Source organism: Streptomyces sp. NPDC107528 (genome assembly GCF_055639295.1).
Window position 1 is genome coordinate 77,111 of sequence record NZ_JBVKAV010000005.1, and the last position, 26,998, is coordinate 104,108.

Consider the following 26,998-nt stretch of genomic DNA (forward strand, 5'->3'; position numbering starts at 1 on the left):
GCTAGCAGATGGGGGGTTGCGGGGCGGGCCGGGCGCCGGTCGGGTACGGCCCGCCCCGAGAGATAGCGGCAGTTACTTCGCCGAAAGCTCCACTCCGGTGGCTTTCGCGACGTCCTTGAGCATCTCCTCGGCGGCCTGGACGCCGATGCCGGACATCCAGGTCTCGTCAGGGGCCTCGAAGACCTTGCCGTCCTTCACGGCCGGGAGGTCCTTCCACACCGGGTTGGAGAGGACCTGCTTCTTCTGCGTCTTGGCCTCGGCGTCGGCGGCGGTGACGAAGATCAGGTCCGCGTCGGCCTGGTCGAGGGGCACGGAGCGGGCCCCGAGGGCGAGGCTGAGCGCGGTGCAGAGCGCCAGAGCGGCGAGGCCGGTGAGGAAGAGCGGTACGTGCCTGAGGGCACGGAAGGGCACACCGATCGGTGCGCCCTGTTGGGTCGCAGTCACAAACCGTGAGCTTAGGTTAGCCTTGCTTTAGACCTCAAATGCCGCGTGATCACTGTGGTGATCGCGATAGGTGATCAGCCGTCACGAGTCGGCGATCGGTCTTCGCGAACCGCGGAAACCCCACCTGGCACTTTCCACTTGATCACGAGTGTAAGGTAAGCCTTACCTATCTGGCTTTCGCCGAAACCCGCACAGGAGCACCGATGTCCGTGGCCCTGACGACCCCGCCGGCCGGCGCCGTCGCGCATACGCTCCGTGACGCCTATACGCGGCTGGGTGATCTCTGCGACGTGCTGTCCGTGCGGATCGCCGAGCGCGCGGACGATGAGGACCGGGCGGGAGTGTCGGCGGCGGAGCTGGTGAAGGACGAGGCCGTGCTCGACGCCTTCGTCGCCGCGGAGGCCGCCCGAATTCACGATCGCCACGGGGTAGTTCCACGCCGGGATGTCGCCGCCTCGCGCGCCCTGCACGACTACGCGTGGTCGGTCTCACTCCTCATGAGCGGCGTCTGGTACCTGGAACGCCGCGTGCCGCGAATCCGGCCCGAGGACCTGCGCCTGGACCTCGACTCGGCCGAGTTCACCCTCACGCCGGGGAGCGACCTCGCCTGCCTGGCCGACGACCCGGCCGCCCTGCTGCCGGGTGTCCTGACGGTCCCTCATGAGGAGGCCCTTCACGCCGAGTTGCGCACCGCTGTCGCCGATCACATGGGGCCACTCCTGGACGCGATGGGCCCCGTCACGCGCCGCCGCTCGCGCGCCCTGTGGGGCATGGTCGCCGACGACCTGGTCTCGGGCGTCTGGTACCTCGGCCGCACGCTCGGCCGTGAGGACGACGCCGTCGAGGCGGCCACAAGGCTGCTGCCGACCGCCATGACCCCGTACCCCGACGGTGCCGACTTCCGGCACCTGACGACCGACGACGGGCGCCGGCACCCGACGCGCACCCGCACCGGGTGCTGCATGTACTACACGATCCGCCCGGACGAGGCGTGCGGCACCTGCCCCCGCACCTGTGACGCGGAGCGGCTGCGCAGGCTCCAGGCCTGAACCGTCCGGACACCGGGGCCGCACGATGCCGCACGGGCGTCGTCACTCGTCACTCGGTGCTCGGTACTCGGTTTGACGCCCGGCTGTGGTCAGTCGGCCGTGGTCACTCGGCCGTCGCCAGGAACTGCGTCGCCGCCAGCTCCGCGTAGAGCGGGTCGGCCGCCACGAGTTCGCGATGCGTGCCCACCGCGCGCACCCGGCCCCCGTCCATCACGACGATCCGGTCGGCCATCGTCACCGTCGAGAGGCGATGCGCGACGACCAGAACCGTGGTTGTACGGGCCACATCGGCGACCGTGTCGCGCAACGCGGCCTCGTTCACCGCGTCCAGCTGCGAGGTGGCCTCGTCCAGGAGCAGCAGGCGGGGGCGGCGCAGCAGGGCGCGGGCGATGGCGACACGCTGGCGTTCGCCGCCGGACAGCTTGGTGCCCCGGTGGCCGACGAGCGTGTCGACGCCGCCGGGCAGCCGCGCGACCAGGCCGTCGAGGCGGGTCGTCTTCAGTACGCGTGTGACGGCGTCGTCGTCCGCGTCGGGATGGCCCAGCAGCAGGTTGTCCCGCAGCGAACCCGACAGCACCGGGGCGTCCTGCTCCACATAGCCGATCGCAGACCGGAGTTGGGCCAGTTCCCAGTCCGCCAGGTCACGCCCGTCGAGCGTGATGGTCCCGGCCTCCGGGTCGTAGAACCGCTCTATGAGGGAGAAGACGGTGGTCTTGCCCGCGCCGGACGGTCCGACGAAGGCGGTCATGCCCTGCGCCGGTACGGCGAACGTCACCCCGTGGTGGACGTACGGCAGATCGTCGGCGTACCGGAAGCGGACGTCCTCGAAGGCGAGCGCGGCGGGTTCGGCACCGGCGGAGGGCAACGGGGCGGGTGCGGCAGCCGGTTCGGCGGGCAGTTGCAGCGCCTCCTGGATCCTGGCGAGCGCCGCCGCGCCGGTCTGGTACTGCGTGATCGCGCCGACGACCTGCTGGATCGGCGACATCAGATAGAAGACGTACAGCAGGAACGCCACCAGCGTGCCCACGTCGATCGCCCCGGTCGCCACGCGCGCCCCGCCCACCGCGAGCACCGTGATGAACGCTATCTGCATCGCGAGTCCCGCCGTGTTGCCCGCCGCCGCCGACCACTTGGCGGCCCGCACGCTCTGCCGCCACGACTCCTCGGCTGCCTCGTGCAGCGTCCGCTCCTCCCGGTGCTCGGCGCCGGACGCCTTCACCGTGCGCAGCGCGCCGAGGATCCGCTCCAGCGAGGCCCCCATCACCCCGACGGCGTCCTGCGCCTGCCGGCTGGCCCGGTTGATGCGCGGCACGATCACACCGAGGATCGTGCCCGCGCCGAGGATCACAGCGAGGGTGACCAGCAGCAGCACCGGTTCCACCACACCCATCATCGCCACCGTCGCCACGAGGGTGAGCCCTCCGGTGCCGAGACCGACGAGCGAGTCGGTCGTGACCTCCCGCAGCAGCGTCGTGTCCGAGGTGATACGGGCCATCAGATCGCCCGGCTCACTGCGGTCCACGGCGGTGATGCGCAGCCTCAGCAGATACGACGACAGGGTGCGCCGCGCACCCAGCACAACCGACTCGGCGGTGCGCTGCAGCACATACGAACCGAGCGCGCCCACCGCCGCGTTGGTCACGACCAGCCCGGACATGATCACCAAAGCCCCGGTGATGGCCCGGTCGTGGGACAGGTCGTCGATCAACCCCTTTGCCACCAGCGGCAGGAGCAGCCCCGTGGCCCCGGTGACCAGCGAGAGCACGGCACCCACCAGCAGGGTCCACCGGTGCGGGCGCACATAGCCAAGGAGCAGCCGCCAGGTGGGCGGCGTGGATTCGGTCGCTGCGATGCTCACGGGGCTCCTTGGGGAGTCGAACGGAGCCTTCAGGCTACGTCGGCGCTCTCCTGCGGAGCCTGCCGTTTTCGTGCCCGCGCGAGCGCCGGGGCCGTTCGGTGACCGCGCGTAGGCTGCTGTTCCCGAGAACACCCGACGCCGGAGAGTCCCGTGCGGGCCGTTCGAGGCCGGCGGAGCGCGACTGCCTAGTCGGATGGCGTCTGTCGCACCCCCTTACCGATCAGTCACGACTAGGGTCGGCAGTGGACGAAGACCCGCCGAGGGAAGGGTGGAGCACCATGGCGCAGGAAGTACGCGGCGTGATCGCACCGGGCAAGGACGAGGCCGTGCGCGTGGAGACGATCGTCGTGCCGGACCCGGGGCCGGGAGAAGCCGTCGTACAGGTCCAGGCCTGCGGCGTCTGTCACACCGACCTGCACTACAAACAGGGCGGCATCAGTGACGACTTCCCGTTCCTGCTGGGCCACGAGGCGGCCGGCGTGGTGGAGTCGGTCGGCGAGGGCGTCACGGACGTCGCGCCCGGCGACTTCGTCGTCCTCAACTGGCGTGCGGTGTGCGGGCAGTGCCGGGCCTGTCTGCGCGGCCGACCCTGGTACTGCTTCGCCACCCACAACGCGAAGCAGAAGATGACCCTCGCCTCGGACGGCCGGGAACTCTCCCCGGCGCTCGGTATCGGAGCCTTCGCAGAGAAGACCCTGGTCGCCTCGGGGCAGTGCACCAAGGTCGACGCGGCGGTCACCCCGCAGGTGGCCGGCCTGCTGGGCTGCGGTGTGATGGCCGGCATCGGCGCCGCGATCAACACCGGCAACGTCGGCCGGGGCGACACCGTCGCCGTGATCGGCTGCGGCGGCGTCGGGGACGCCGCGATCGCCGGGTCGAACCTGGCGGGCGCGGCGAAGATCATCGCCGTGGACATCGACGACCGCAAGCTCGACAAGGCCCGCACGATGGGCGCCACCCACACCGTCAACTCGCGCGAGACCGACCCGGTGGACGCGATCCGTGAGCTGACCGGCGGGTTCGGCGCGGATGTCGTCATCGAGGCGGTCGGCCGCCCGGAGACGTACAAGCAGGCCTTCTACGCCCGCGACCTCGCCGGCACGGTCGTCCTCGTCGGCGTGCCCACCCCGGAAATGAAGCTGGAGCTGCCGCTGCTGGACGTCTTCGGACGCGGCGGCGCCCTGAAGTCGTCCTGGTACGGCGACTGCCTGCCGAGCCGGGACTTCCCGATGCTGATCGACCTGCACCTCCAGGGCCGTCTGGACCTGGACGCGTTCGTCACCGAGACCATCCAACTCGACGAGGTGGAGAAGGCGTTCGAGCGGATGCACCACGGTGACGTCCTGCGCTCGGTGGTGATGTTCTGATGACCGCCCGCATCGAACGCCTCGTCACCTCCGGCCAGTTCAAGCTCGACGGCGGCACCTGGGACGTCGACAACAACGTGTGGCTCGTCGGCGACGACCACGAGGTGATCGTCATCGACGCCGCCCACGACGCCGACGCCATCGTCAAGGCCGTCGGCGGCCGGCGCCTCACCGCGATCGTGTGCACCCACGCCCACAACGACCACATCGACGCCGCGCCCGCCCTCGCCGACCGCACCGGCGCCACGATCTGGCTCCACCCCGACGACCTGTCCCTGTGGAAGCAGACCCACCCGGACCGCGACCCCGACGCCCACCTCGTGGACGGGCAGATCATCGAGGGCCCGGGCGTCGACCTGACGGTCCTGCACACCCCGGGGCACGCGCCGGGCGCGGTGTGCCTGTACGACCCCGGACTGGGTGTCGTCTTCACCGGCGACACCCTCTTCCAGGGCGGTCCCGGCGCCACCGGCCGTTCCTACTCCCACTTCCCGACGATCATCGACTCGATCCGCACCCGCCTGCTCGCCCTCCCACCCGAGACCAAGGTCCTCACCGGCCACGGCGACGGGACCACCATCGGCGCGGAGGCACCCCAGCTTCAGGAGTGGATCGACCGCGGCCACTGAGGCCGCGTCCGCTTGACGCACCTCGACGCGCGCCTGCGCCCGGCCGGGTGACCCCACGGCAGGATCGGAGCAGGATCCAGCAAAAGACGACAGAAGATGTCCGGCTTACCCGGCACCCTCGAAGACGACATCGCTCGCAGAGGGTCGGGCGCACAGGGTCGGGAGGCCGGACATGTCACAGCCGTTGAAGGACAAGGTCGCACTCGTCGCCGGCGCGACACGGGGCGCCGGGCGCGGCATCGCCGTGGAGCTCGGGGCGGCCGGCGCCACCGTCTACGTGACCGGACGCAGCACGCGTGCCCGGCGCTCCGAGTACAACCGCCCCGAAACGATCGAGGACACGGCCGACCTCGTCACCGAAGCGGGCGGGCACGGCGTCGCCGTACCCACCGATCACCTCGACCCCGCCCAGGTCCGCGTCCTCGTCGACCGCATCGCGGACGAACAGGGCCGCCTCGACGTCCTCGTCAACGACGTCTGGGGCGGCGAGAAACTCTTCGCCTGGGACAGCCCTGTCTGGGAGCACGACCTGGACAAGGGCCTCAGGCTGCTGCGGCTCGGGGTCGAGACGCACGCGATCACCAGCCACCACGCCCTGCCCCTGCTCCTGCGCCACCCCGGCGGACTGGTCGTCGAGATGACCGACGGCACGGCCGACTACAACGGCGCCAACTACCGGAACTCCTTCTTCTACGACCTCGCCAAGACATCCGTCCTGCGCATGGCGTTCTCCCTCGGCCATGAACTCGGACCGCGCGGCGCCACCGCCGTCGCGCTGACCCCGGGCTGGCTGCGCTCGGAGATGATGCTCGACGCGTTCGAGGTGCGCGAGGACAACTGGCGCGACGCCCTGGAACGCGTCCCGCACTTCGCCATCTCCGAGACCCCGCGCTACGTGGGGCGCGCCGTCGCCGCCCTCGCCGCTGACCCCGACGTGGCCCGCTGGAACGGAGAGTCCCTCTCCAGCGGGCAGCTCGCTCCGGTCTACGGCTTCACGGACCTCGACGGCAGCCGGCCCGACGCGTGGCGGTACCTCGTGGAGGTCCAGGACGCGGGCAAACCGGCGGACACGACCGGCTACCGCTGAGGCGGCACCGGGTTCATGACCGGGAGCGGCCAGCGCGCCGAGTGGCCCGGCGGCAGGCCCAGGTCGTCGCGTACGGCCGTGTAGTAGCCCTCGCGCCCGGCCCGCTGCCGTTCCAGCAGCGCCTGCCAGGCCGCACGGTCGTCCCGGCCCTCCCGCACGAACCGTTCCATCTCCATCGCCGCCACGACCCAGACCCGCGCCTTCTCCACCACCTCGCGGCTGCCCAGCATGAGCAGCGCCTCACCCGAGGGGTCCCGGCGCAGGCTCGCCTCGGCCAGCAGCGGCTGCGCCTCTTCGAGACTCAGGGGATCCGGGTACGGATCGACGCCTGCCCGGGCGGCGACCCGGTACGTCACCGTGACCGTCTTCTTCACCGACTGCGCGTAGTCGGCGTACACCGTGAGCCGCCGCTCCTCCCAACGCGCCGTCTGCTCCCGCCGGAACCTCATCCGGTCGCCCCGCACGACCGCCATGTACGAACCGAGCGCGCCGATCACGACGCCTATGAGCGCGGGGAGTTGCTGAATGAACACGGACATGGGCGCACGCTATCTGCCCGGATGATCCTTCCGGCACTACGGTTCGGTCCATGACGGACACAACGCGCTTCGCAGGTCACGGAGTCCTGGTCACCGGTGCGGCCCGCGGCATCGGCGCGGCGACCGCCCGCCGGTTCGCCGAGGAGGGGGCCCGCGTGCTCGTCACGGACGTGGACGGGCCCGAGGCCGAGCGGACCGCGGCGAAACTGCGGGGGCGGGGACTCGCGGTGCGGGCGTCGGCATGCGATGTCGCCGACCTCGCGTCCGTCGAGGCGGCCGTCGCCCACGCCGTCGACGCCTTCGGCTCGCTCGACGTCCTGGTCAACAGCGCGGCCTCCTGCTCGCCCGACACCGCGCTCTTCGAGGACGGCCCGGACGAGGCGTGGGCCCGCGACCTCGACGTCACCCTGACCGGCACGTACCGCTGCTGCCGTGCCGCGCTCCCGGAGCTGGCCGCCACCGGCCGTGGAGCCGTCGTGAACATCGGCTCCGTCAACGGGCTGCAGGACTTCGGCAATCACGCCTACAGCGCCGCCAAGGCCGGCCTCGGTTCCCTCACCCGCACCCTCGCCGGGCACGCCGCCGCGCGCGGAGTCCGCGTCAACCTGGTGACGCCGGGCACGGTGCGGACCTCGGCGTGGGAGGGGCGGGAGGCGGAACTCGACGCGATCCGCCCGCTGTACCCGCTGGGCCGGGTCGGTGAGCCCGAGGACATCGCCGCCGCGGTCGCCTTCCTCGCGTCCCGCGACGCCGCCTGGATCACCGGCGCCACCCTCACCGTCGACGGCGGCCTCACCGCGGTCAACACCGGTTTCCGGGCTGCGGTGCGGCGCCCGGGCAACGCCTGAAACTCCCCACTCACCGAGTGAGCCGGACCACATAGGTCACAGTCAGGCCCGGCGAAGTTTCACCGTTCGGTCACAGCCCGGCGCGCGCCACAACCGAAGCCCCCGTACAGCGGTCTACCTGGCAGAAGTCCACAGGAACACCCAAGGGAGAGGCCCGGCCATGGGGGACAGACACAGACGGCGTGCCGTCGCACTCGGCATCACCACAGGACTCGTCGCACCGCTCGCGCTGACGATCGCCGCCGCACCGGCGCAGGCGGCTCCGAGCTGCACGACGCAGGCCGGCCCGTATCAGAAGAAGGTGGAGAAGTTCCTCGGCCGGCCGGTCGACGGCAAGCAGTCCAGCGCCGACTGCAAGGCCATCCAGGCCTTCCAGACCAAGCACGGCATCACCCCGAACGCCGGCTACGCGGGGCCCGTCACATGGGGCGTGATGGACCTCATGAACAAGCAGAAGGCCGTAGGCACGAACCCCAACAAGGACGGCAAGTGCCCCGTCAACAAGGGCCGCATCGCCTGCGTGAACCTCTCGCTCCAGCTGAGCTGGATCCAGGACGGGAAGAAGCTGGTGTACGGCCCGGTGCCGGTCCGTACCGGCCGCAACGGCTACGAGACGCGCACCGGTCTGAAGAAGATCTACTGGCGCAACATCGACCACGTCTCGACCATCTACGACGTGCCGATGCCGTACGCCCAGTTCTTCGACGGCGGCCAGGCCTTCCACTCGGTCGGCGTCAGCATGTGGAACCCGCCCGGCTCGCACGGTTGCGTCAACATGACCAAGACCGACGCGAAGAAGTACTGGTCGCTGCTGAAGAACGGCGACGACGTCTATGTGTACGGCCGCAAGCCGGGCACCTGACAGACGGCAGGCACCCGGCTCGCGGGCGAGCGGGGAGAAACGTCACGCCTCCGGCGCGTCCCCGAAGTCCGGGATCTCCAGCCTGGCCCCGCCCTGCCGCGCCGACTCGTGCGCGACGATGCCCGGCAGGGTGTAGCGGGCGGCCACCCACGCGTTCACGGACGGCAGTGTGCGGGTGTTGACCGCGGTCACGAAGTCGTCCACCAGGAAGTGGTGGCTGCCCTCGTGGCCGTTGTGCAGGTTGTCGAAGGCCCGCGGCAGCCGGGCGCGGTCGTGCACGGGCGCCGACCCCGAGGTGAAGGCCGCCCGCAGCTCCGGCGCGATGTGCTGGAGCGACGGGTCGTCGGGGGACATGGTGGGCTTGGGCTCCAGCAGCTCACTGATGTCCCTGACGCCCTTTTTGTCCTGCCAGAAGGCCACAGTGGCGAGCTGCTCCATGCTCGCCTCGGTGCCGAAGAACCGGAACCGCGACTCCCGTATGTGTGACGGGTAGCCGACCCTCCGGAACTCGTTCGTACGGAACGAGCCACCGCCCGCGACCTCGAACAGCGCGGTCGCGTTGGACACGTCGTTGCCGAACTGGCTGACGCTCTTGTCGAAGACCCCGTCGCCCCGGTCGTCCACGACCCCGATCGCCGACACGCTCACCGCATGCGTTCGCCAAGCCCCGAGCACACCGCCCACCGCGTGCGTCGGGTAGAGCAGCGGGGGATAGCTGGCGGTCGCCTTCCAGTTCTCGCCGCCGCTGTACTGGTACGCCTCGTAGAACCCCAGGTCCATGTCGTGGACGTAGTCGCCCTCGGCGTAGAAGAGCCGCCCGAAGGCGCCCTCGGCGATCTGGTTGCGGGCGTGCACGGTCGCCGGGTTGTACTCGCTGGTCTCGCCCATCATGTACGTCAGGCCGGTCGCCTTGACCGCGTCGATGATCGCCGCGATCTCCTCCGTGGTGATCGCCATCGGAACCGCGGAGTAGACGTGCTTGCCGGCGTTCAGGCCCTGCAGCACCAGCGGGCCGTGGGTCCAGCGCTGGGTGAAGACGGCGACCGCGTCGACGGCCGCCGACTCCAGCATCGCCTCGTACGAGGGGAAGGTGCCGGCCAGTCCCTGTGCGTCGGCGAGCTGCTCGGCCCGTTCGGGCAGCAGATCGGTGACGTACACGTCGCTGACACCGGGGTGGGCCTGGAACAGCGTGGCGAACTGGCCGGAGAACTGGCCGGCGCCGACGATGCCGAGGGAGAACGTCATGGAGTGTGTGCCTTTCACTGGCCGAGGATGAGGTTGATCTGGTCGTTGGTCCTGGTCAGGCCGCTCGCCGGGGCGTCGTTGGCGTAGACGTCCTGCATCGCGGGGCGCATCAGGGAGTACACGTCCGCCGCGTAGTCGGTGATCGGGAAGGAGAACATGGTGGAGTTCTTCCTGTCGGTGACCGGTTCGGTGAAGGCGGACACGTCGATGCCCTTCTTCCCGTACGCCGCCACGGCCGCCTCGGTGCCGTCAGGGGTCGCGGGGAAGACGATGCCGTAGCCGCCGACGGCCTTCTGGCACTCGTTCGAGGCGAGATACCGCACCCACTTCTTCGCGCCCTCCTTGTTGCGGGCGTTCTTGGTGATCGAGTCGGCGAGGCCGTTCATCATGGTGGCCCGCTTGCCGGTCGGGCCGGTCGGCGTGGGTGCGGTGCCGACGTCGAGACCCTTGGTGCCGTAGTAGGTGGAGATCATCCAGGCGCCGTCGAAGGCGGTCGCCGCCTTGCCGGAGGCGACCTGGGCGTTGGCCGGGTTGGCGCCGTCGGTGTAGTCGGTGAAGGGCGCGAGGTAGCCCTTCTTCGCCAGTCCGAAGTACCAGTCGACCACCGACTGGAATGTCCTGCTGTCGTACTGGTACTTGGTGCCCCAGCGCGCCCGGTCCGTGTAGTGCCAGCCCGCCGAGGCGACGAACGGGCTCCACGTGGTCTGGCCGTCCGCGTCCCCCGCGCCGCCGGTCGCCATCCCGTACACCTTGACGTTGTTCTTGTCGAAGCCCTTCTCGTCGCCTCGCTTGCCGTTCTTGTCGACGGTCAGATGCGCGATGGTCTTCTCGAAGGTGCCGCCGTCCTTCGGGTTCCAGGACAGGCCGTCGAGCCCGTCGGCCGCGAGCCCGGCCTCCTCGACCATCTTCTTGTTGTAGAAGAGGGCGACGGTGTCCCAGTCCTTGGGCGCGCCGTAGCGATGGCCGTCCTGGCCCTTCCAGTTGGCGGCCAGCCCCGCCTGGTAGGCGGAGTCGTCGATACCGAGGTCGTCCAGCGGTTCGAGCACGTTCAGGTCGGCGAACTGCCCGAACTTCTGGATGTGGTCGGTGAACACGTCCGGCTCGGTGCCCGCGATGAAGCTCGCGGTGAGCTTGGTCCAGTAGTCGGCCCAGCCCATCTGTGTGATCTTCACCTTCAGGCCCGGATTCTGCTTCTCGAACCCCTTCGCACAGGCCTGGTACGCGGGCAGCTGATTGGCGTCCCACAGCCAGTACGTCACCGTGTTCCCGCCCGACCCGGCCGCGCCGCCCTGCGCGCAGCCGGTGGCCAGGGACAGCACCATCGCCCCGGACAGGGCCAGGATCGTACGCATCCGAACTCGCATCCCAGTCCCCTTACTTGACGCCGGTGAAGCTGATGGAGCTGACGATGCGCCGTGCGAAGCAGCCGAACAGCACGAGCATCGGAAGGGCGGCGATCAGCGTGGCCGCCATCAGGCCGGACCAGTCGTAGCCCGTCTGGGGGGTCTGTGCCCGGAAGATGGCCAGCGCGACGGTGAGCACGCGCGAGCTGTCGCTGTAGGACACCATCAACGGCCAGAAGTAGTCGTTCCAGGCGGTGATGTACGTCAGCAGGCCCAGCGTGAGGATCGGCGTGGCCGCCATCGGCAGCATCACCCGGAAGAAGATCCGGATCTTCCCGGCCCCGTCCAGCAGGGCGGCCTCCTCCACCTCCCGCGGCACGTTCATGAAGAACTGCCGCAGGAAGAACACCGCGAACGGCGTCATGAACATCGTCGGCAGGGCCACGCCCAACAGGTTGTCGACCAGGCCGAGTTGCTTGATCAGCACGAAGTTGGGGAGCAGGGTGAAGATCGCGGGCACCATCAGCCCGGCCAGGAACAGTCCGAACACCTTCTCCCGCCCGCGCCAGCGCAGCCGGGCGAAGGCGTACGCCGCCATGGCGGAGAAGAAGATCTGGCAGACGGTGATCAGAGTCGAGACGATCACCGAATTGATCAGATAGCGCCAGAACTTGAGCCCGCCGCCCGAACCGCCCTGGGCGATCGCCTCCTCGGCCGACTGCAGACCGAGCGCACGCTCGAAGCCTCCGGTCGTCGGATCCACGGGCAGCAGATCGCCGGGGTGTGCGGCGAGCGCGGTGTTCGAGGACAGCGCGGTGCGCAGGATCCAGTAGAACGGCAACAGCGTGATGAGCACGACGGCGGCCATCACCGCCCAGGCCACGGCCCGTCCGAAGGAGGGCCTGCGCCTGACGCGCCGTACGGTCGTGGTGTCTGCCACGGCAGCCATGTCGGTGTCTCCCTTCCCTCAGCCGAGGTCGCTCTGGCCGGCCCGGGTGAGCCGGTACTGCAGGACGGTGATCGCGCTCAGCACGACCAGCAGGGCCACCGACATCGCCGAGGCGTACCCGAACTGGAAGCGCCCGAAGGCGGCGCCGTAGATGTAGTACTGCAGGACGTTCGTGGCGTTCGCGGGTCCGCCCGCGGTCGTCACGGCGACCGTGTCGAACACCTGGAACGAACCGATCACCGTCATGATCAGAACGACCGCCAGGACCGGTCGCAGCAACGGCATCGTGATCCGCCAGAACATGCGCCACTCGCTCGCGCCGTCGACCTTCGCGGCCTCGTACATGTCGTTGGGGATCGCCATCAGACCGGCGAACAGCAGCAGCGCGGTGTACCCGACATGCCGCCACACATTGATCAGGGCGATCGTCGGTATCGCCCAGGTCTCGTCCGCGAGGAACGGGATGCGGTCGGCGCCGATCCCCGCGATGATCTCGTTGCCGATGCCGAGCTGGGTGTCCAGCATCCACAGCCAGACGATGCCCGCGACGACGTTCGACATCAGATACGGCGTGAGCACGATCCCGCGCAGCACCGCCGATTGGGTCAGCCGCTGCAGCAGTACGGCGATGGCGAGCGCCGAGACCGTCTGGACGCCGATGTTGATGACCACGTACTCGACGGTGACCGCGAGCGATTCCCAGAAGATCGGGTCGTGGACCATCCGCACGTAGTTGTCCAGGCCGACCCACTCCGCCGGCGTGAGCAGGTTGAAGCGGGTGAAGCTCAGGTAGATGCCCCGCAGCGTCGGCCAGAGCAGGAAGGCCAGGAAGCCCAGCATCGCCGGAGCGATGAACACCGCGGCGAGCCGCCCGTCCCCCTCGTTCTCGCGGGAGCGCGCCCGCCGCGTCCTCGACTTGGTCCCCGCTCCCTCGGCGCCACCCAGCGGCAGGCGCGAAGGAGGGCTGCTGGAGGCGATGGTCATCAGGAGACTCCCTCGTCTGCGGCTCATCCTCGGCGCCACTTACTTTCGTCGCGGAAGAATCCAGCAGTCAAGAGGCACGCAAACATCTTCTTCAAGCCAGCCCGGGCGCTCTAGACTGGTCTCGTTGGTTTCGCATAGAAAAAAATCAGAGAGTAAAACCAGAGAAAGATCATGTGGGAGCCTGACGACCATGACCCCAGTAGCCGACAGCTGGCCCCCTCTCAGTCCCGGTGAACGCTCGGTGGCGATCGAGGTGCTCGTCGGCGGGCCCCTGTCGCGTACCGAGCTCGCCCGGCGGCTCGACCTGTCCGCGGGCAGCCTCACCCGGCTCACCAAACCGCTGATCGAGTCTGGCCTCCTCGTCGAGGTGCCCGAAGCGGGCGTTCCGGCCGAGGTGCGCCAGGGGCGCCCGTCCCAGCCGCTGGACGTCGTCGCCGACTCCCTCTCCTTCCTCGGCTTCAAGATCACCGACGACATGGTCTACGGCGTCCTGACCACCCTCAGGAGCGAAATCGTCGCCCGCTACGACCGCCCCCTGGTCACCCGTGAACCCGCCGCGGTCGTGGACCTGCTGGGGGAGATGACCGACGCGCTCGCCGGGGACCACCCGCGGCTCGCCGGGATCGGCATCGGCGTGGGCGGCTTCGTCGAGGACCGGGCCGTCGTCGGGGAGTCCCCGTTCCTGGACTGGCGTGGGGTGCCTCTCGCCGAACTTGTCGAGGAACGCACGGGGCTCCCGGTCGTCGTGGAGAACGACGTGGCCGCCCTGGTCGAGGCGGAGACCTGGTTCGGCGCCGGCCGCGGCCTCGACCGCTTCGTCGTCCTCACCATCGGCGCCGGGATCGGCTACGGACTGGTCCTCGGCGGCAAGCGGGTGCCTTACGCCGAGGAGGACCGCGGCTTCGGCCGCCACTGGATCGTGAACCCGAACGGCCCGCTGACCCCCGAAGGGGCACGTGGCAGCGCCGTCTCCCTGCTGACCATCCCCAGCATCCGCTACCAGGTCCAGGCCGCCACCGGCCGCGACCGCACGTACGAGGAGATCCTGGAGAGTGCCGCGGCGGGCGAGCCGATGTCCGCCCGGGTCGTCGAGGAGGCGGCCCGCGCCCTGGGTACCCTGGTCGCCCAGATCGCCAACTTCGTGCTGCCGCAGAAGATCCTTCTCGCGGGCGAAGGGGTGGGCCTCATGGATGTCGCCGGCAAGACTGTGACGGAGACCATCCGTGCCCAGCGGCATCCGCTGGCCGCGTCGATCGACCTCGAGACCAAGGTGTCCGATTTTCACGACTGGGCCCGCGGCGCGGCCGTGCTGGCGATCCAGGTGCTGGTGCTGGGAGCGACGGGCGACGCCTGAACTCCGCGATCTGCGGGGACAGATGGACGTGATCAGCAACACTGTCCGTTATGTCCATATTGCGCAGTCTTACTCACATGGCCTTCACCTGCGGCGCCGTATGCTTCACAGCATGTCCACCACTGTTGAAATCGCCTCCGATCGATCGGCTGACGAGGTCAACGAGGAGATCCGGGCGCTGTGGCGCCGGTCGGGCGGGACACTGAGCGTCGAGCAGCGCGAGGAATACCAGCGCCTCGTCCTGGAGTGGGCCGCCGCGGCCCTGCAGCCGGCAAAGGCGGCCTGACCGCTCGCCTCGGCGCAGGCCCGAGCATCCTCCTCGGCCCCTCTCGCCGCGCATCGCAACGCCCCACGCGGGCACCCCTGATCCCATGGGTGCCCTCCTCACTGACCTCGGCGGTCTGCCACGGCATCGTCGACTTCGCCGGCGGAATGCCCTCCCGGCGTGCACATCCCCCCGCCGGTGACGTACGTCTCACCGATCTGCCTCGGGGCGCCCTGTCCGGCGTCGGCAGCGCTGCGGCGATGCGTTTCCTCAACCGGGCCTGAGCCGGGGCGCGATGAGCACCGTCGTGCCCGCGAGCACCGTCACGTCCGTCGCATTGTCCGTGCTGGGCGCGGTGCTGCTGCTCGGCGACCGGCCAGGCGCGCTCGGCTGGCCCGGCTTCCTCGTCACCCGCCCGCACTCTGGCTCTCCCTGCTCGCCGCCCAGCGGCAGTTGCCGGCCGTCGCCATGGTCCTCGCCTCGCTCCACCCCGCGTTGCCCGTCGTCCTGGGATTCGTGCTGCTGCATGAACCCCCCACAGTGCGCCGGGTGATCGGGCTGACCGGAGCGGTGGTGGCGACCCTTGTGCGCACCCTCGGGTGACGGGCCACTCACCCCCAGGTCGCCGAGTAGTACCGCCGGTACGCTTTGCGGTCCTGCTCGGCCCGGATGAAACGGGTCGCCGCCAGGGCGACCAGGCTGCCCGCGATGACCAGCAGACCGGGACCGACGTTCTTCGGGTCCGCGAGCCGGGACAGCAGCGTCACGGCGGCCTCGCCCGTCACCGGCGCCGTCGAACCGGGCGACGCGTCACCGGGCGCGCCCGCGTCCTGCGACGGGGCCGGCGCGGCGCCCTGACCGGAGCCGTTCTGTCCGGCCACGATCAGCTTCATGTCGAGCGCGGTCAGCGCCTTGGTGACGGGCTGGAAGAACGTCGTACCGCCCGCGTTGCAGTCACCGCTGCCCCCCGACGTCACGCCCAGCGCGACCCCCTCGGAGAACATCGGACCGCCGCTGTCCCCCGGTTCGGCGCACACGTTCGTCTCGATCAGGCCCGTGACCGTGCCCTCGGGATAGTTGACCGTGGCGTTGAGCGACGTCACTTCGCCGTCGCGCAGCCCGCTCGTGCTGCCACTGCGGAACACCTTCTGTCCGACGGCCGGATCGGCCGCGCCGGTGATCCGCACGCCCTTGCCCTCGCCGATGGACACGACGTCGGCTCCCGCCCCGGCGTCCCCGCTCGCGTATTGGACCAGGGAGAAGTCGCCGCCGGGAAAGCTCTGCTGGATCGTCTGCCCGATCTGCTGCCGGCCCCGGTTGTCGGCGAACCACACCGAACCGTTCGGACCGCAGTGCCCGGCGGTGAGGATGAAGTCGCGCCGTCCGTCGGTCACGTTGAAGCCGGCCGAACAGCGCCCGGCCGTCGACAGCAGCGGCAGCGCCCCGTTGATGCGCGTCGTGAACGTGCCCTCGGTGCGCTCCATGCGGACGAAGCCGCCCATGTCCGCCGCGAGGTTCGTCATCCGGGACCAGTCCGCGGCGGAGACGGTGCTGTCGCCTCGTACGACCACCTCGTTGGAGCGGTAGTCCATGACCCACGCCGTACCGGCCACCCGGGGCGCCGAACGCAGCGTCGACGTCGCCGACTTCATCTCGTCCATGCTGTGGTCGACCATCTTCGCCTGGGCGCCGGCCTTGCGCACCTCGGCGGCGGCGCCCTCGTCGGTGACCGCGACGACCGCCTTCCCGTCGGCGCCGATCCAACTGCCCGCCGTACGGGACGTGCCCAGCCGTGAGACCAGCTCGCTGCCGGAGTCGCCGGCCGAGGCGGCGTAGGTGCGCGGGACGGCCGAGGCGTCCGGGGGCTCGCTCGCCACGGCGCGTGTGACCATCGTTCCTCCGAGGAGGAGTCCGCCGACCGCCGCCAGTCGCGTCACTCGCCGGACGAGACGTCGTCGTGCGTGCCTCATGCATGGCTCCCGAACCAGTACAGCGCGGCGTCAACGCCGCGGGGCCCTCCCGTGGTTGAGCACCCTCACTCCATACGTGGCCCGGTACGCGCGTGTTCACCGCACGGGCAATTCACCGCCCGTCACCGGCCACTGCGCGTCCTCACCGTTCCCGGACACCGGCACATCCCCCTATCTTGTGCCTCATGACCAGGATTCCGCACGAAATGTCCGGTGAACCGAATCCGCTGCGCGCACTGACCCTCGACCGCCTTCGATCGCGTACGAGCATGAAGTGGCGCGCCTACCCCGAGGACGTGCTGCCCCTGTGGGTGGCCGAGATGGACGTGCCACTGGCCGAACCCATCGTGCGCGCACTCACCGACGCCCTCGAACTCGGCGACACCGGCTACCCGGCGGGTACCGGCTACGCCGAGGCGCTCGCCGGTTTCGCGGAGAAGCGGTGGGGCTGGGAGGTCGCCGTGGAGCGAACGGCGATCGTGCCCGACGTCATGCTCGGCGTGGTCGAAATGCTCAAACTGGTCACCGGACCGGGCGATCCGATCGTCGTGAACTCACCCGTGTATCCGCCGTTCTACATGTTCGTCGAGCACATGGACCGCGAGGTGGTCGAGGCCCCGCTCGGCGCCGACCTGCGCATCGACCTCGACACTCTCGACGAGACGTTCCGGCGGGCGACCACGGGCGGCCGACGCGCCGCCTTCCTGCTGTGCAGCCCTCACAACCCGACCGGCACCGTGCACACCGCCGACGAACTGGCCGCCGTGGCCGCACTCGCCGACCGCCACGGCGTCCGCGTCGTCGCCGACGAGATCCACGCACCGGTCACCGCGGGCGGCGTCGACTTCGTGCCGTATCTGCGCGTCCCCGGAGCCGAGAACGGGCTGTCGCTGATGTCGGCGTCGAAGGCGTGGAACCTGGCCGGCCTCAAGGCGGCCCTGGCCATCGCCGGACCCGCGGCCGCCGCCGACCTGGACCGGATGCCGGAAGAGGTCAGCCACGGTCCCAGCCACCTCGGGATCATCGCCCACAGCGCCGCCCTGCGTGACGGCACCGCCTGGCTCGACGCCCTGCTGACGGGCCTCGACGACAACCGGCGCCTGCTCGCGGACCTCCTGGCCGAACACCTCCCGGCGATCACCCACCGCCCGGGCGAGGCCACCTACCTCGCCTGGCTCGACTGCCGCGCCCTGGGCCTCGGCGACGACCCGGCGGACGTCTTCCTGCGGCGCGGCCGGGTCGCGCTCAACTCCGGCATCCCCTTCGGCACCGGCGGAGCGGGGCACGTACGGCTGAACCTGGCGACATCACCCGAGCTGATCACGGAGGGCGTACGTCGCATGGCGGCGGCCCTCGACTGAGCCGCACGACGGGGGCGCCCCCGTTGGCGTCCCCACCTCCGCCGCCCGCACCCGCCCTGCCTAAACTGCGAGCCATGGACGATACGTCGCTCGAGACGCTCGGCGCGGGCCAGTACCTGCTCATCACCAGCTACCGCAAGAACGGCACCGGTGTCGCCACGCCGGTCTGGGTGGTCCGCGACGGAGACGCCCTGGGCGTGTGGACGGTGGCCGACTCGTGGAAGGTCAAGCGCATCCGCGCCCGGAGCGACGTCCTCGTCGGCCCCTGCGACCTGCGCGGCAGGCCGACCGGCGACCAGGTCCCCGCCACCGCCGAGATCTGCGACGAGGCCACCAGCGCCCACTACCGCCGGCTCATCGCCCGCAAGTACGGCATCACCGGCCGCCTCACCCTCTTCGGCAGCCGACTGCGCCGCGGCGTGAACGGCACGGTCGGCATCCGCCTGACGCTGACGCCGGCCGGCTGACCCCCGGTGGTGGCCGCGCCCAGGGGGTAGCGGAGCGCTTCGGGAGGGTTCCCGTCCGAGTCGAGTGAGCATGGTGCCGACGACCGCCCGTGCCGTCCGTCCGTCGTGCCCGTCGGGCAGGAGGCGGCGGCCGGGGGCGTCGTGGGTACGGCGCGCTCGGTGCGCGGGCGAAGGGGGAGAGCGCTGGTGGCAGGGGAGCGGGAGCGGATCATCGCCGGGCGGTACCGGCTGCGGCAGCGGCTCGGCGCCGGCGGCGGAGGTAGCGTCTGGCTGGCCGAGGACAAAAAGCTCCGGGCACAGGTCGCGGTCAAGGAGATCGACGTACCGGACGAGCCGGACGCACGGCTCGGCGACCCCGCCGACCGGGGGCGCGACGAGGCGCTGAAGGCCGCGCAGCTGCGCGAGCACCCGAACGTGATCACCGTGTACGACGTGGTCGAGGACGACGACCGTCCGTGGATCGTGATGGAGTACCTGCCCGGTACCCGCGACCTGCACGCCGTGGCCAGGCAGCGCGGCCCGCTGTCGAGTGAGGAGACGGCCCGGATCGGGGCAGCAGCCCTCGACGGACTCCGCGCCGGGCACCGGCTCGGCATCATCCACCGGGACGTGAAGCCCTCCAACATCCTGCTGGCGCCCGACCACTCGGGCACCGTCGACGGACGGGTCCTGCTCACGGACTACGGCATCTCGCTGCGGCCCCGCGAAACCCGGATCACCCGGAGCGGCATGGTCGTCGGCACCCCGGGCTACGTGGCACCCGAGCGGCTGGCCGGCGGCGAGGCGACCGCCGCCTCCGACCTGTTCTCGCTCGGCGTCACCCTCTACTTCGCCGTCGAGGGCACCGCCCCCTTCGAACGCGACACACTCGACGCCAGCCTCCTCGCGGCACTGAACACGGAACCCTCCGTGCCGCAGCGAGCGAGCGCCCCGCTCGGCCGCGCCATCATGGGCCTGCTGACCAAGGACCCGCTGAAGCGCATCCAGGCGGCGGAGGCGGCCGAGTTGCTCGCCGAGGCGGCGGGCGAGACGCTCGGCACCCGTGGCTCACGGCCCGGCCAACCTGCCCCGCCGGACGAGGGCGAGGGAAGCTCCACCCCCACCCGCCGTACACCGCTGAGCTCGCTCCCCACCCCGGTCCGGCGACTGCCCGTCCTCCTGGCGCTCACCGCCGTGCTGGTCGGGGGCGGCGGGTTCGCGCTGGGTGCCGTCACCTTCGGCGACGCGGGGGAAGGGACGCAGAGTCCGCAGGTCAGGGCGAAGCCTGCCGGAACTCCTTCCCCTGTCCCGTCCCCGACCGCCACCCGCAGCACGTACCCGTACGGCAGACAGGTGGGCCTGCGTGTCGGCCTCACGGCGGGCCAGTGCGTCGACGCCGAATGGAAGGGCGACGACTTCAAGGGGCGGCCGGGCCTCAAGCTCGTCGACTGTCACGACGACGACCCCGAGGGTCAGGTCATCGCGGCCGTCACGGCCGACCGCACCGCACCGGCACCGGACGCGAAGTCCGTACAGGGTGAGTGCACCCGGCGCACCGCGGACCTGCGGGGCACCATGCCCGACCCCGTGCTGTACGTCCTGATCCCCGAGGCCGGCCAGAGCGAGCCGCCGGCATCGGCTTGCCTGCTGTTCCTCAAGAACGCCACCGTCGGCGGCCCGCTCGGCGACTTCCGCAGGTTCGGCGACGAGGTGTACATCACTCAACTGGGCCCGGGTGACTGCATCAACTCCGAGGACGACGAGGACGGTTCGTCCACCGAGACCCTGGTGAGCTGCGACGGGCCGCACGACGAGCAGGTGGCCGGCTGGACCTGGGCCTCCGGGGAGGGCTCCTCGGACAGCGTCGACACCGGAGGGCTCTGCGAGGAGAAGTACGGCGTCGACTGGGCCCGCGGCAAGGGGCACGAGATGTGGGGCTGGTCCTCCACGGACGAGGAGTGGGACGCCGGCTTCCGCCACGTGATGTGCAGCGTGGCCCGCGAGGACGGCAAGAAGCTGCCCGCGGGAGGGCTGAAACCGGCGTACTGAGCCCGTCGCATGCCGCGTTGGCGGCCTTTGGGGACGGGTCCCGTCGCGCCTGCGGGACCCTGGTGAACGCATCCGTACGTGCCGAGAAGTCCACGAACCGTCGAGGAGACCAGCGATGCCCCTGTCCGCCAGCCTCGCGCGCGGCGTCGCACCCACGGCGCCCGGAACCCTGCACGCCCGCACGGTGACCGGCGATCTCACCGCGCCGCCGCGGCCGGGTTTGACGGTGCGTTTCGGGCGGGGCGAGCGGCCGGACGTGGACCTGGGCGTCGGGGTGGACGATCTGCGGGTGAGCCGGCGGCACGGCGAGCTGACGTACCAGCAGGGGCAGTGGTGGCTGCGCAACATCGGCCAACAGCTCGTCCGGCTGCCGCGCGGGCGGATGATGCACATGACGACCGAGCCGATGCCGCTCGGCCCCGGCTACACCCCGCTGTTCGTGAAGGGCTCCGGCTACCGGGAACACCTGGTCGAGCTGTACGTGGCGGGCCACGACGACCAAGGGCCCGTCTCGCGGCGCCGGGCTCAGACGCTGCGCCCCGAGATCTGGCCGCTCGACGACGACGAACGCCTGCTGCTGGTCGTCCTGGGCCAGCGCTACCTGCTGTACGAGGAGGACCCGCGCCCCCTCAGCTACGCCATGGCCGCACGGCAACTCGCCTACCTGCGCCCCGACGTGGGCTGGAACGAACGCAGGATCGAGTACCGCATCGAGGACGTACGCCGTCGCCTGCACCGCACCGGCTTCCGGTACCCCCTGCTGCACGACAAGTCCCAGGGCCGTCCCGGCGACAACCGCCTGCTGCACAACCTGCTGCGCGGCCTGGTGGAGTCCACCACGCTCGTACCGCCGGACCTCGACCTGATGGAGGAGCCCTCACCCCCGGACCCGGGACCGGTCCCGGAGCCCCACGCCTAGGGCCCCGGCATGACCCACTCCGCCTCGGGACCGTTCACACGGAGCCGCGGAGCCAAAGCTGCCACGGCGTTGGCCTGCCTGGCGGCGCCGGCCGCCCTCGCCGGCTGCGGCACGGACGAGGAACCCGCCCGGCCGTCGTCGGACCGGGCGCAGGCCACGCGAAGCCCCTCCCCGTCCGCCGACCCCGGACCCGGCAAGCTCTACGTCGTCTTCGAGGGAACCGAGAAGCATTCACACCGAGGACGATTGCCGGTCGTCGTGCCCTGCTCGGCACTCCCGGCCGTCACTCGGAGGGGTCGTGCATCGCGCTCGTCTCGGCCGGCGACGGTCAGTCGTTCCAGCTCACCGTCGTACCGTTCGGCGAGGGTGCCCCCGGCCCCGACGCACCCACCCTGGCCACGAACTTAGCCAAGGCGATTCTCGCCCACCTGAAGTGACGTCGGGCGCGGCCACCTCAGCGTGCGGGCAGCTTCGCGGCAGCCGAGGTCGCGAGGTCCGCGGCCATCGCGCACAGGTCGTCCACGGGCCGCCGTCCACGAGTGTCCACGCGCAGCATCTCGGCGTACGTATCGGCGTTCCGGCCGCCGTACTCGCGGTACTTCACGAACACCGTGCAGCTGTCGTCGCCGTCCTCGTTGTCGTCCTCCTTCCGCACGACGGCGTCGTGGCCGCCGAGCCGGACCGGGTCACCGTCCGCCGAGGTCTTGGGCTGGTCCCGGTGGAAGGCGATCTCCGCCCCCAGATCGTCGACGTCGCTGAACCACTCGCAGTCCCAGTTCGCGACACCGACCTCCGGGGCGCCGGCCTCGATGCCGGGGACGACGGACAGTGCCTCGGCGTCGAGCAGCTCGCAGGCGTTCGCCCAGGCCAGGGAGACGGCCGGGTAGGCCTGGGAACGGCGGGGGACCGGGCCCCGGCCGAGGACCTCCGCCGCGCTGCGGGCGGCCGAGTCGGCGACCGTGCACAAGGTGGCGGCACCGCCGACCACCGAGCCCTCCTCCTCGTTGGCGCGGACGCCGAGCAGGACACCGTCGGCAGCGGCGGAGGCGCTGTCGGGAGCGTCGTCCGGCGGGAGCAGCAGGCGCCCGCACTCGTCGCTCTCCGGCTGCTCCTCCATGATGCCGATCCGGCCGACGGTGCGCGTGGGGCGTGCCGTCTCCGGCGGTGTGCCCCGGCGCAGGTAGACCGTCACGTCGATACGGCTCTCGTCGTCGGGGTACAGATGCAGCTCGCAGCGGTCGAAGTTGCCGTAGTCCACGTCGACTTCAATCCTGCCGAACCGGCCGAGGGCGGCGGGGTCGCTCAGAGCGCACAGGTCGGCGGTGTGGGGATCGCCGACCAGGGACTGCCGTGCGGTGGCCGTGGCCCCGTCCGCGGGCAGGCCGTTGGCGGCACCGCGGGTGTCGACGCGGCCGTCGGAGCCGCCGGGAGCGAGGGCAACTCCGAGGGCCAGCGCTGCGGCGACACCGACGGCCGCGCCGAGCAGCGTGCGTCGTCGCCGGGGGCGTCCGGAGCGCCGGTCGTCCGACGGGGTGTCCGAGGCGGTCCCCGCGACCGCCGTCAGGAGACGCTCGACCTCCCTCGCGCCGGGCCGTTGCCGTGCATCACGCCGGAGCATCGCGGTCAGCGCGGGATACAGCGGTCCCATGGCGTCGGCGTCCACGTCGACGACGCCCTGCTCGGCCTTCCAGTACGTCAGGCGTTCGGCGTCCTCCCCGTCTTCCCCTTCCTCCACGGGCTCCCCACCGCGCGGAGGCGAACCGGTGACGAGCGCGTGGAGGGTGGCCGCCAGGCAGAACACGTCCGAAGCAGGCCGGGGAACGTTGCCCCGGGCCAGCTCGGGGGCGGCGTAGTCCGGGGTGAAGCTGAAGGGGCCGTTGGCCGTGATGGTCTCGGTGCCGCCGACCCGGTGGGAGGCACCGAAGTCCAGCAACTTCGCATCCCCGTGCCGGGTGAGGCCGATGTTGGCCGGCTTGACGTCGCAGTGGACGATGCCCGCCCCGTGCAGGGCGGCGAGCGCGTCGGCGAGCTGGGCACCGACACGGGCCGCCCGCTGCGGTGACATGCGCGGCAGCCGGTCCAGGCCGCCGCCGGGCACGTACTCCATGACGAACCAGTACGTCTCGGGCCCGTCATCGCCCGCAGGCACGGTCACGACGTCGAACAGGGTCACCACGTGCGGGTGGTCGCGGAACTTGGCCATGGCGCGCGGTTCGCCGAGCAGCCGCCGCACCGCGGTCTCGCGGTCGCCCTCGATCCGCTCCGGTTTCAGCGCGACGTCCTGGCCGACCAGCCTGTCGTGGGCCCGCCACACTTCGCCGCCGCGCCCCGCGCCGATGACCTCCTTGAGGACATAGCGACCGGCGAACTCCTCTCCGGAACGCACGGATCCCCCCTCACCCCGGTTCACGACGCGCACGGTCACGTGGCTGCGCAGCGCGCCTGCGATCAAACCTACGGCGTGAGGGGGCAGTTACTCGGGGTATCCCTCGAGTCTTCATGGGGCGCACTCATCTTGAGCGGCACGACGGATCACTGTGTCCCGACGGGACGGTGACGCGCTGCGGACGGGCATCCGGGAGCCCGCCCGCGAGGCGCGTCACCTCAAAGGCCCTCAGGTGCGTCGCCTCAGGACGCGTCCACCACCGTGCCCTTCACCACCGGCGCACCGGGCACCGGTTCCCCCTCGTCGTCGGTCAACTGGAAGCGCACCGACTCGGCCGGCTCGGCCACCGTGTCCTTGACCGTCGGCACCGTCAGCTCCGTGCTCGTGGCCCCCGTCGGGACGGACATCCACAGATTGAGGTCGTCCACCGCGGACAGCGGGCGCTCCGGATCCGGCGCCGCGCCGGAGGTCTCCTGGAGCCACTCGGGATCGACGTCCTTGGTGGACAGCACGGCACCTTCGGTGACCGGTACCAGGGCGAACACACCGCCCACCTCGACATCGGCCGCCGCGGACAGCGTCACCCGCCACTTCAACGGCTTCCCCTCGGTCACCCGGTCCGCGACCGGCTTCACCTCGATCGTGGGCAACGGATCGTCGTTCTCCGCGGTCACTCCGCCCAGGTGCGAACCGACCACAGCCGTACGGACCGCCTTGACGAAGACGTTGTGCGGCAGGTCGTAGCTGTAGCGGGTGTTGCCCCGGATCTTCACCGGTACGTCGATGTCCTGCGCACCCGGCCGCACCGTCACCAGCCGGTCCGTGGACCTGCCCGTGACCGGGTCGACGACGAACAGCCGTACCTGCCCGCTGCCGCTCCCCGACACCCGCACCGGCACCCGGTACGTCCGTTCGCCCGAATTCCCTTCCTTCACGGTCAGCCGTCCGACGTCGACGCGGGGCAACGCAGCCTCCCGCACCTCCGGCAGGCCCGGCTGCCACCCCCAGGCGTCCATCAGCCAGGCCCGCCCGGACCTCGTACGCGGCGTCAGCTCCAGGGACTTGACGTGCCTCAGGTCGAGCGCCGCCGCGTCATCGGCGCCGAGCGGCACCCGCACCTCGCGCGCCCAGTACGACGCCGTCCGGTCCGACCCCGGCAGTCCGTCGACCTTGACCCGGCCGAGGGCCCGGTGCCGCCCGGCGCTGTCGGTGACCGAGACGTCCAGCTGAGTCCCGGTGGTGTTCGGCGGCACGATCACACGCAGCGCCAACGCCTTCGCACCCGTCAAGGACACCGGCCGCTCGGGACGTACCCGTACGGCCGCCCCCGCCGAGGACCAGCGCAGCGCGATCGCGCGGCGGCCGGGCTCGCGGTCGGTCTCCCACCGCGCAAAGTGCGGGGAGCCGCCGGCCGTCTCCGACGACAGGCACGCGGTGGCCGTGGCGGGATGCACCGCCGAACACAGCCGGCCGCCTCCTCCGTTCACCGCGACCTTGTCGTCGGGCAGGAAACCGGCGCTCCGCCGACCGCCCACGGCATGGGTGAGGACGCGCGCCGGGTCGGCCGAGGGCGCGCGGCGGCCCGAGCCGTCGAGCAGCGGGCGTACTCGGTCGTCCTTGGCGACGAACAGCCGCGCCGCCGCCGCGATGTACGTGGCGCCCGCCTTGTGCTGCTGATCGGCGGTCAGCCGGGTGCGGGTGCCGGGCGCGCAGACCGGGTCGGGCTGCTCCTCGTCGTTCCAGAAGTCGTCGTCGGCGGGCGCCTGGGCCTGGCCCGGCGTCCACTCGCTGTTGAAGTAGTTGTGGTTGGCGCCGACCATGTACACCGCGCTGTGCAGCGCGGTCCCGCGGCTGACCCGGCGGGTTCCGTCGACGAACACCTCGCCCTGCAGATCGGAGACATCGCCGTCACAGCCCGGCAGGATCGTCATCGACGGTACGTCCGGAACCGGGTTCTGCCCGAAGATCGTCGGGCCGATGAGGACCGTGCCGCGGATGTGCCAGCGCACCGGGCCGCGATAGCCGTCCTGGTTCGCGGGCGGCGGGTAAAGGCTGTCCATCGCCGCCCGGTTGACGCCTTCGCCGCCCCGCGAGTGCCCGACGAGCAGCACACGGGACAGATCGGCCGCGGGCATCTGCCGTACGGGCGCGGGGGCCGTGGCCGGGTGGGCGGACCATTCGGCCCAGCGGGCGAGATGCTGCCGTACGAGCGAGGAACGGGCCTGCGCGCCGCCGTCCTCGGCGCTCCAGTCCTGGCCGTTGATGCCGTTGGCGGAGATCGACACGGTCACATAGCCCTGGGAGGCCAGGAGCCGCTGGTCACGCAGATAGCCCCGGTGGCTCGGCACGGGCTCGGCGTCGGCGGCACATGGCCAGTCGCCGCTGATCTCACCCTGCGGTGTGTAGCAGGTGGAGTGGCGGCCGTGCAGGAACAGGGCGAGAGGACGGCGGCCGTCGGCGCCCTTGGGCGCCACCACCGCGGCCCGCATCTCGACCGGCTCGGCGTATCCGGGGAGCCGTACCGGGTCGAGGTCGTACTCGCCCGTGACGGTCCGGTACGTGCCCGGTTTGCCGGGGTCGACCTGGTTCGCAGGCGGTCGCGGCGGGACGGTCACCGCCGAGCGAGCGCTGCCGGAGGTCGGGTCGGGCGCGTCCAACCGGCGGCCCGCGGCCCACACTTCCAGGTCCCGAACGGAGTCCAGCCGGACTCCGTCGAGGCCGAGCCGGAACGTACGCCCGTCCTTGGCCGGCGCCGGACGGCCGAGCAGCCGGTCACCTGAGTAGAACTCGACGCGGGCATCGCCCATCGGCACCCGCTCGTCGGACCGCCACACCAGCTTCCGCGCGGGCCCGTCACGGGTGATGCTCCAGTCGTCCGGCAGGCCCGCACCACCGCCATCGCCACCGCCACCGTCGGCGTCGGTCGAGTGCGCGAGCGGCCTTGCCTCGGACGCCGGTTGAGCCTGAGCCCACCCTGGCGACGCCCCCACCACCGTGAGCACCGCCAAGGCGGTGACCCATATTCGCCGGGCACGAATCACGTG

At 71.0% G+C, this 26,998-nt stretch carries 24 protein-coding genes; 13 read left to right on the forward strand and 11 right to left on the reverse strand.

The genetic code is table 11. From position 1 onward, the window contains the following. Nucleotides 1-72: 72 nt before the first annotated feature. Nucleotides 73-444, reverse strand: coding sequence for an ABC transporter substrate-binding protein (locus ACZ7L5_RS17280; RefSeq protein WP_471517450.1), 372 nt, complete (start codon nt 442-444; stop codon nt 73-75). 203 nt (nt 445-647) lie between these two features. Between ACZ7L5_RS17280 and ACZ7L5_RS17285 the strand changes: the two genes are divergently transcribed. Next, the gene (locus tag ACZ7L5_RS17285; RefSeq protein ID WP_471517452.1) at nt 648-1,493 is read left to right on the forward strand and encodes a (2Fe-2S)-binding protein; all 846 of its coding nucleotides are present in this window, start codon (nt 648-650) and stop codon (nt 1,491-1,493) included. A 103-nt stretch (nt 1,494-1,596) separates the two neighbouring features. Here ACZ7L5_RS17285 and ACZ7L5_RS17290 read toward each other — a convergent pair whose 3' ends face one another. Next, nucleotides 1,597-3,351 (reverse strand): ABC transporter ATP-binding protein, encoded by a 1,755-nt coding sequence (locus ACZ7L5_RS17290; RefSeq protein ID WP_471517454.1) that lies wholly within the window; start codon nt 3,349-3,351, stop codon nt 1,597-1,599. Between the two features lie 278 nt (nt 3,352-3,629). Between ACZ7L5_RS17290 and ACZ7L5_RS17295 the strand changes: the two genes are divergently transcribed. From ACZ7L5_RS17295 to ACZ7L5_RS17305, 3 genes are all read left to right on the forward strand, one after another. Next, nucleotides 3,630-4,718, forward strand: a complete 1,089-nt coding sequence (locus ACZ7L5_RS17295; RefSeq protein ID WP_471517456.1) for an S-(hydroxymethyl)mycothiol dehydrogenase — start codon at nt 3,630-3,632, stop codon at nt 4,716-4,718. Continuing rightward, nucleotides 4,718-5,347, forward strand: coding sequence for an MBL fold metallo-hydrolase (locus ACZ7L5_RS17300; protein ID WP_471517458.1), 630 nt, complete (start codon nt 4,718-4,720; stop codon nt 5,345-5,347). Before ACZ7L5_RS17295 ends, ACZ7L5_RS17300 begins: the two co-directional genes overlap by 1 nt. Nucleotides 5,348-5,519: 172 nt before the next feature. Then, on the forward strand, nt 5,520-6,434 hold the full coding sequence (locus ACZ7L5_RS17305; RefSeq protein WP_471517459.1) for an SDR family oxidoreductase: 915 nt from the start codon (nt 5,520-5,522) through the stop codon (nt 6,432-6,434). Here the strand turns inward: ACZ7L5_RS17305 and ACZ7L5_RS17310 are convergent. Then, complete coding sequence (locus ACZ7L5_RS17310; protein ID WP_363036488.1) at nt 6,425-6,973, reverse strand: hypothetical protein; 549 nt, start codon at nt 6,971-6,973, stop codon at nt 6,425-6,427. The genes ACZ7L5_RS17305 and ACZ7L5_RS17310 overlap by 10 nt on opposite strands. A 50-nt stretch (nt 6,974-7,023) precedes the next feature. Between ACZ7L5_RS17310 and ACZ7L5_RS17315 the strand changes: the two genes are divergently transcribed. Continuing rightward, nucleotides 7,024-7,821: an SDR family NAD(P)-dependent oxidoreductase gene (locus ACZ7L5_RS17315; RefSeq protein ID WP_471517461.1), complete on the forward strand. Its 798-nt coding sequence runs from the start codon at nt 7,024-7,026 to the stop codon at nt 7,819-7,821. A 160-nt stretch (nt 7,822-7,981) separates the two neighbouring features. Then, nucleotides 7,982-8,683, forward strand: a complete 702-nt coding sequence (locus tag ACZ7L5_RS17320; RefSeq protein ID WP_471517463.1) for a L,D-transpeptidase family protein — start codon at nt 7,982-7,984, stop codon at nt 8,681-8,683. A gap of 42 nt (nt 8,684-8,725) precedes the next feature. Here ACZ7L5_RS17320 and ACZ7L5_RS17325 read toward each other — a convergent pair whose 3' ends face one another. Genes ACZ7L5_RS17325 through ACZ7L5_RS17340 form a run of 4 tightly spaced genes read right to left on the reverse strand, consistent with a single transcriptional unit; the run spans nt 8,726 to nt 13,204 of the window. After that, nucleotides 8,726-9,928, reverse strand: a complete 1,203-nt coding sequence (locus ACZ7L5_RS17325; RefSeq protein ID WP_471517465.1) for a Gfo/Idh/MocA family protein — start codon at nt 9,926-9,928, stop codon at nt 8,726-8,728. A gap of 14 nt (nt 9,929-9,942) precedes the next feature. Beyond that, nucleotides 9,943-11,280 carry an ABC transporter substrate-binding protein gene (locus ACZ7L5_RS17330; RefSeq protein WP_471517467.1) on the reverse strand — a complete coding sequence of 446 codons (1,338 nt, stop codon included), beginning with the start codon at nt 11,278-11,280 and terminating at the stop codon, nt 9,943-9,945. A gap of 22 nt (nt 11,281-11,302) precedes the next feature. Beyond that, entirely contained in the window at nt 11,303-12,220 is a 918-nt protein-coding gene (locus ACZ7L5_RS17335) for a carbohydrate ABC transporter permease (protein WP_365063649.1), read from the reverse strand. An 18-nt stretch (nt 12,221-12,238) separates the two neighbouring features. Then, nucleotides 12,239-13,204, reverse strand: a complete 966-nt coding sequence (locus ACZ7L5_RS17340) for a carbohydrate ABC transporter permease (RefSeq protein WP_328420017.1) — start codon at nt 13,202-13,204, stop codon at nt 12,239-12,241. Nucleotides 13,205-13,394: 190 nt separating this feature from the next. Here ACZ7L5_RS17340 and ACZ7L5_RS17345 point away from each other — a divergent pair, with 190 nt between their 5' ends. From ACZ7L5_RS17345 to ACZ7L5_RS17355, 3 genes are all read left to right on the forward strand, one after another. Then, nucleotides 13,395-14,558, forward strand: a complete 1,164-nt coding sequence (locus ACZ7L5_RS17345; RefSeq protein WP_471517469.1) for an ROK family transcriptional regulator — start codon at nt 13,395-13,397, stop codon at nt 14,556-14,558. A gap of 100 nt (nt 14,559-14,658) precedes the next feature. Beyond that, nucleotides 14,659-14,844: a hypothetical protein gene (locus ACZ7L5_RS17350; protein WP_328884230.1), complete on the forward strand. Its 186-nt coding sequence runs from the start codon at nt 14,659-14,661 to the stop codon at nt 14,842-14,844. 89 nt (nt 14,845-14,933) lie between these two features. Further along, nucleotides 14,934-15,107 carry a hypothetical protein gene (locus ACZ7L5_RS17355; RefSeq protein WP_471517471.1) on the forward strand — a complete coding sequence of 58 codons (174 nt, stop codon included), beginning with the start codon at nt 14,934-14,936 and terminating at the stop codon, nt 15,105-15,107. Here ACZ7L5_RS17355 and ACZ7L5_RS17360 read toward each other — a convergent pair. After that, nucleotides 15,094-15,351, reverse strand: a complete 258-nt coding sequence (locus ACZ7L5_RS17360) for a hypothetical protein (protein ID WP_471517473.1) — start codon at nt 15,349-15,351, stop codon at nt 15,094-15,096. The genes ACZ7L5_RS17355 and ACZ7L5_RS17360 overlap by 14 nt on opposite strands. 83 nt (nt 15,352-15,434) lie before the next feature. After that, complete coding sequence (locus ACZ7L5_RS17365) at nt 15,435-16,793, reverse strand: S1 family peptidase (protein ID WP_471517475.1); 1,359 nt, start codon at nt 16,791-16,793, stop codon at nt 15,435-15,437. Between the two features lie 185 nt (nt 16,794-16,978). Between ACZ7L5_RS17365 and ACZ7L5_RS17370 the strand changes: the two genes are divergently transcribed. The 4 genes from ACZ7L5_RS17370 to ACZ7L5_RS17385 all read left to right on the forward strand — a co-directional run bounded on the left by ACZ7L5_RS17370 (nt 16,979) and on the right by ACZ7L5_RS17385 (nt 21,568). After that, nucleotides 16,979-18,154 carry a MalY/PatB family protein gene (locus tag ACZ7L5_RS17370; RefSeq protein ID WP_471517477.1) on the forward strand — a complete coding sequence of 392 codons (1,176 nt, stop codon included), beginning with the start codon at nt 16,979-16,981 and terminating at the stop codon, nt 18,152-18,154. A 74-nt stretch (nt 18,155-18,228) separates the two neighbouring features. After that, a complete protein-coding gene (locus ACZ7L5_RS17375; protein ID WP_363036466.1) occupies nt 18,229-18,621 on the forward strand; it encodes a PPOX class F420-dependent oxidoreductase in 393 nt (130 codons plus the stop codon). Nucleotides 18,622-18,807: 186 nt separating this feature from the next. Beyond that, nucleotides 18,808-20,649, forward strand: a complete 1,842-nt coding sequence (locus ACZ7L5_RS17380) for a serine/threonine-protein kinase (RefSeq protein WP_471517479.1) — start codon at nt 18,808-18,810, stop codon at nt 20,647-20,649. Nucleotides 20,650-20,764: 115 nt separating this feature from the next. Next, complete coding sequence (locus tag ACZ7L5_RS17385; RefSeq protein ID WP_471517480.1) at nt 20,765-21,568, forward strand: FHA domain-containing protein; 804 nt, start codon at nt 20,765-20,767, stop codon at nt 21,566-21,568. A 454-nt stretch (nt 21,569-22,022) separates the two neighbouring features. On the opposite strand, the gene ACZ7L5_RS17390 is transcribed toward ACZ7L5_RS17385, so the two are convergent. Then, a complete protein-coding gene (locus tag ACZ7L5_RS17390) occupies nt 22,023-23,954 on the reverse strand; it encodes a serine/threonine-protein kinase (protein ID WP_471517482.1) in 1,932 nt (643 codons plus the stop codon). Between the two features lie 242 nt (nt 23,955-24,196). Then, nucleotides 24,197-26,995 carry a hypothetical protein gene (locus ACZ7L5_RS17395; protein WP_471517484.1) on the reverse strand — a complete coding sequence of 933 codons (2,799 nt, stop codon included), beginning with the start codon at nt 26,993-26,995 and terminating at the stop codon, nt 24,197-24,199. Nucleotides 26,996-26,998 lie beyond the last annotated feature (3 nt).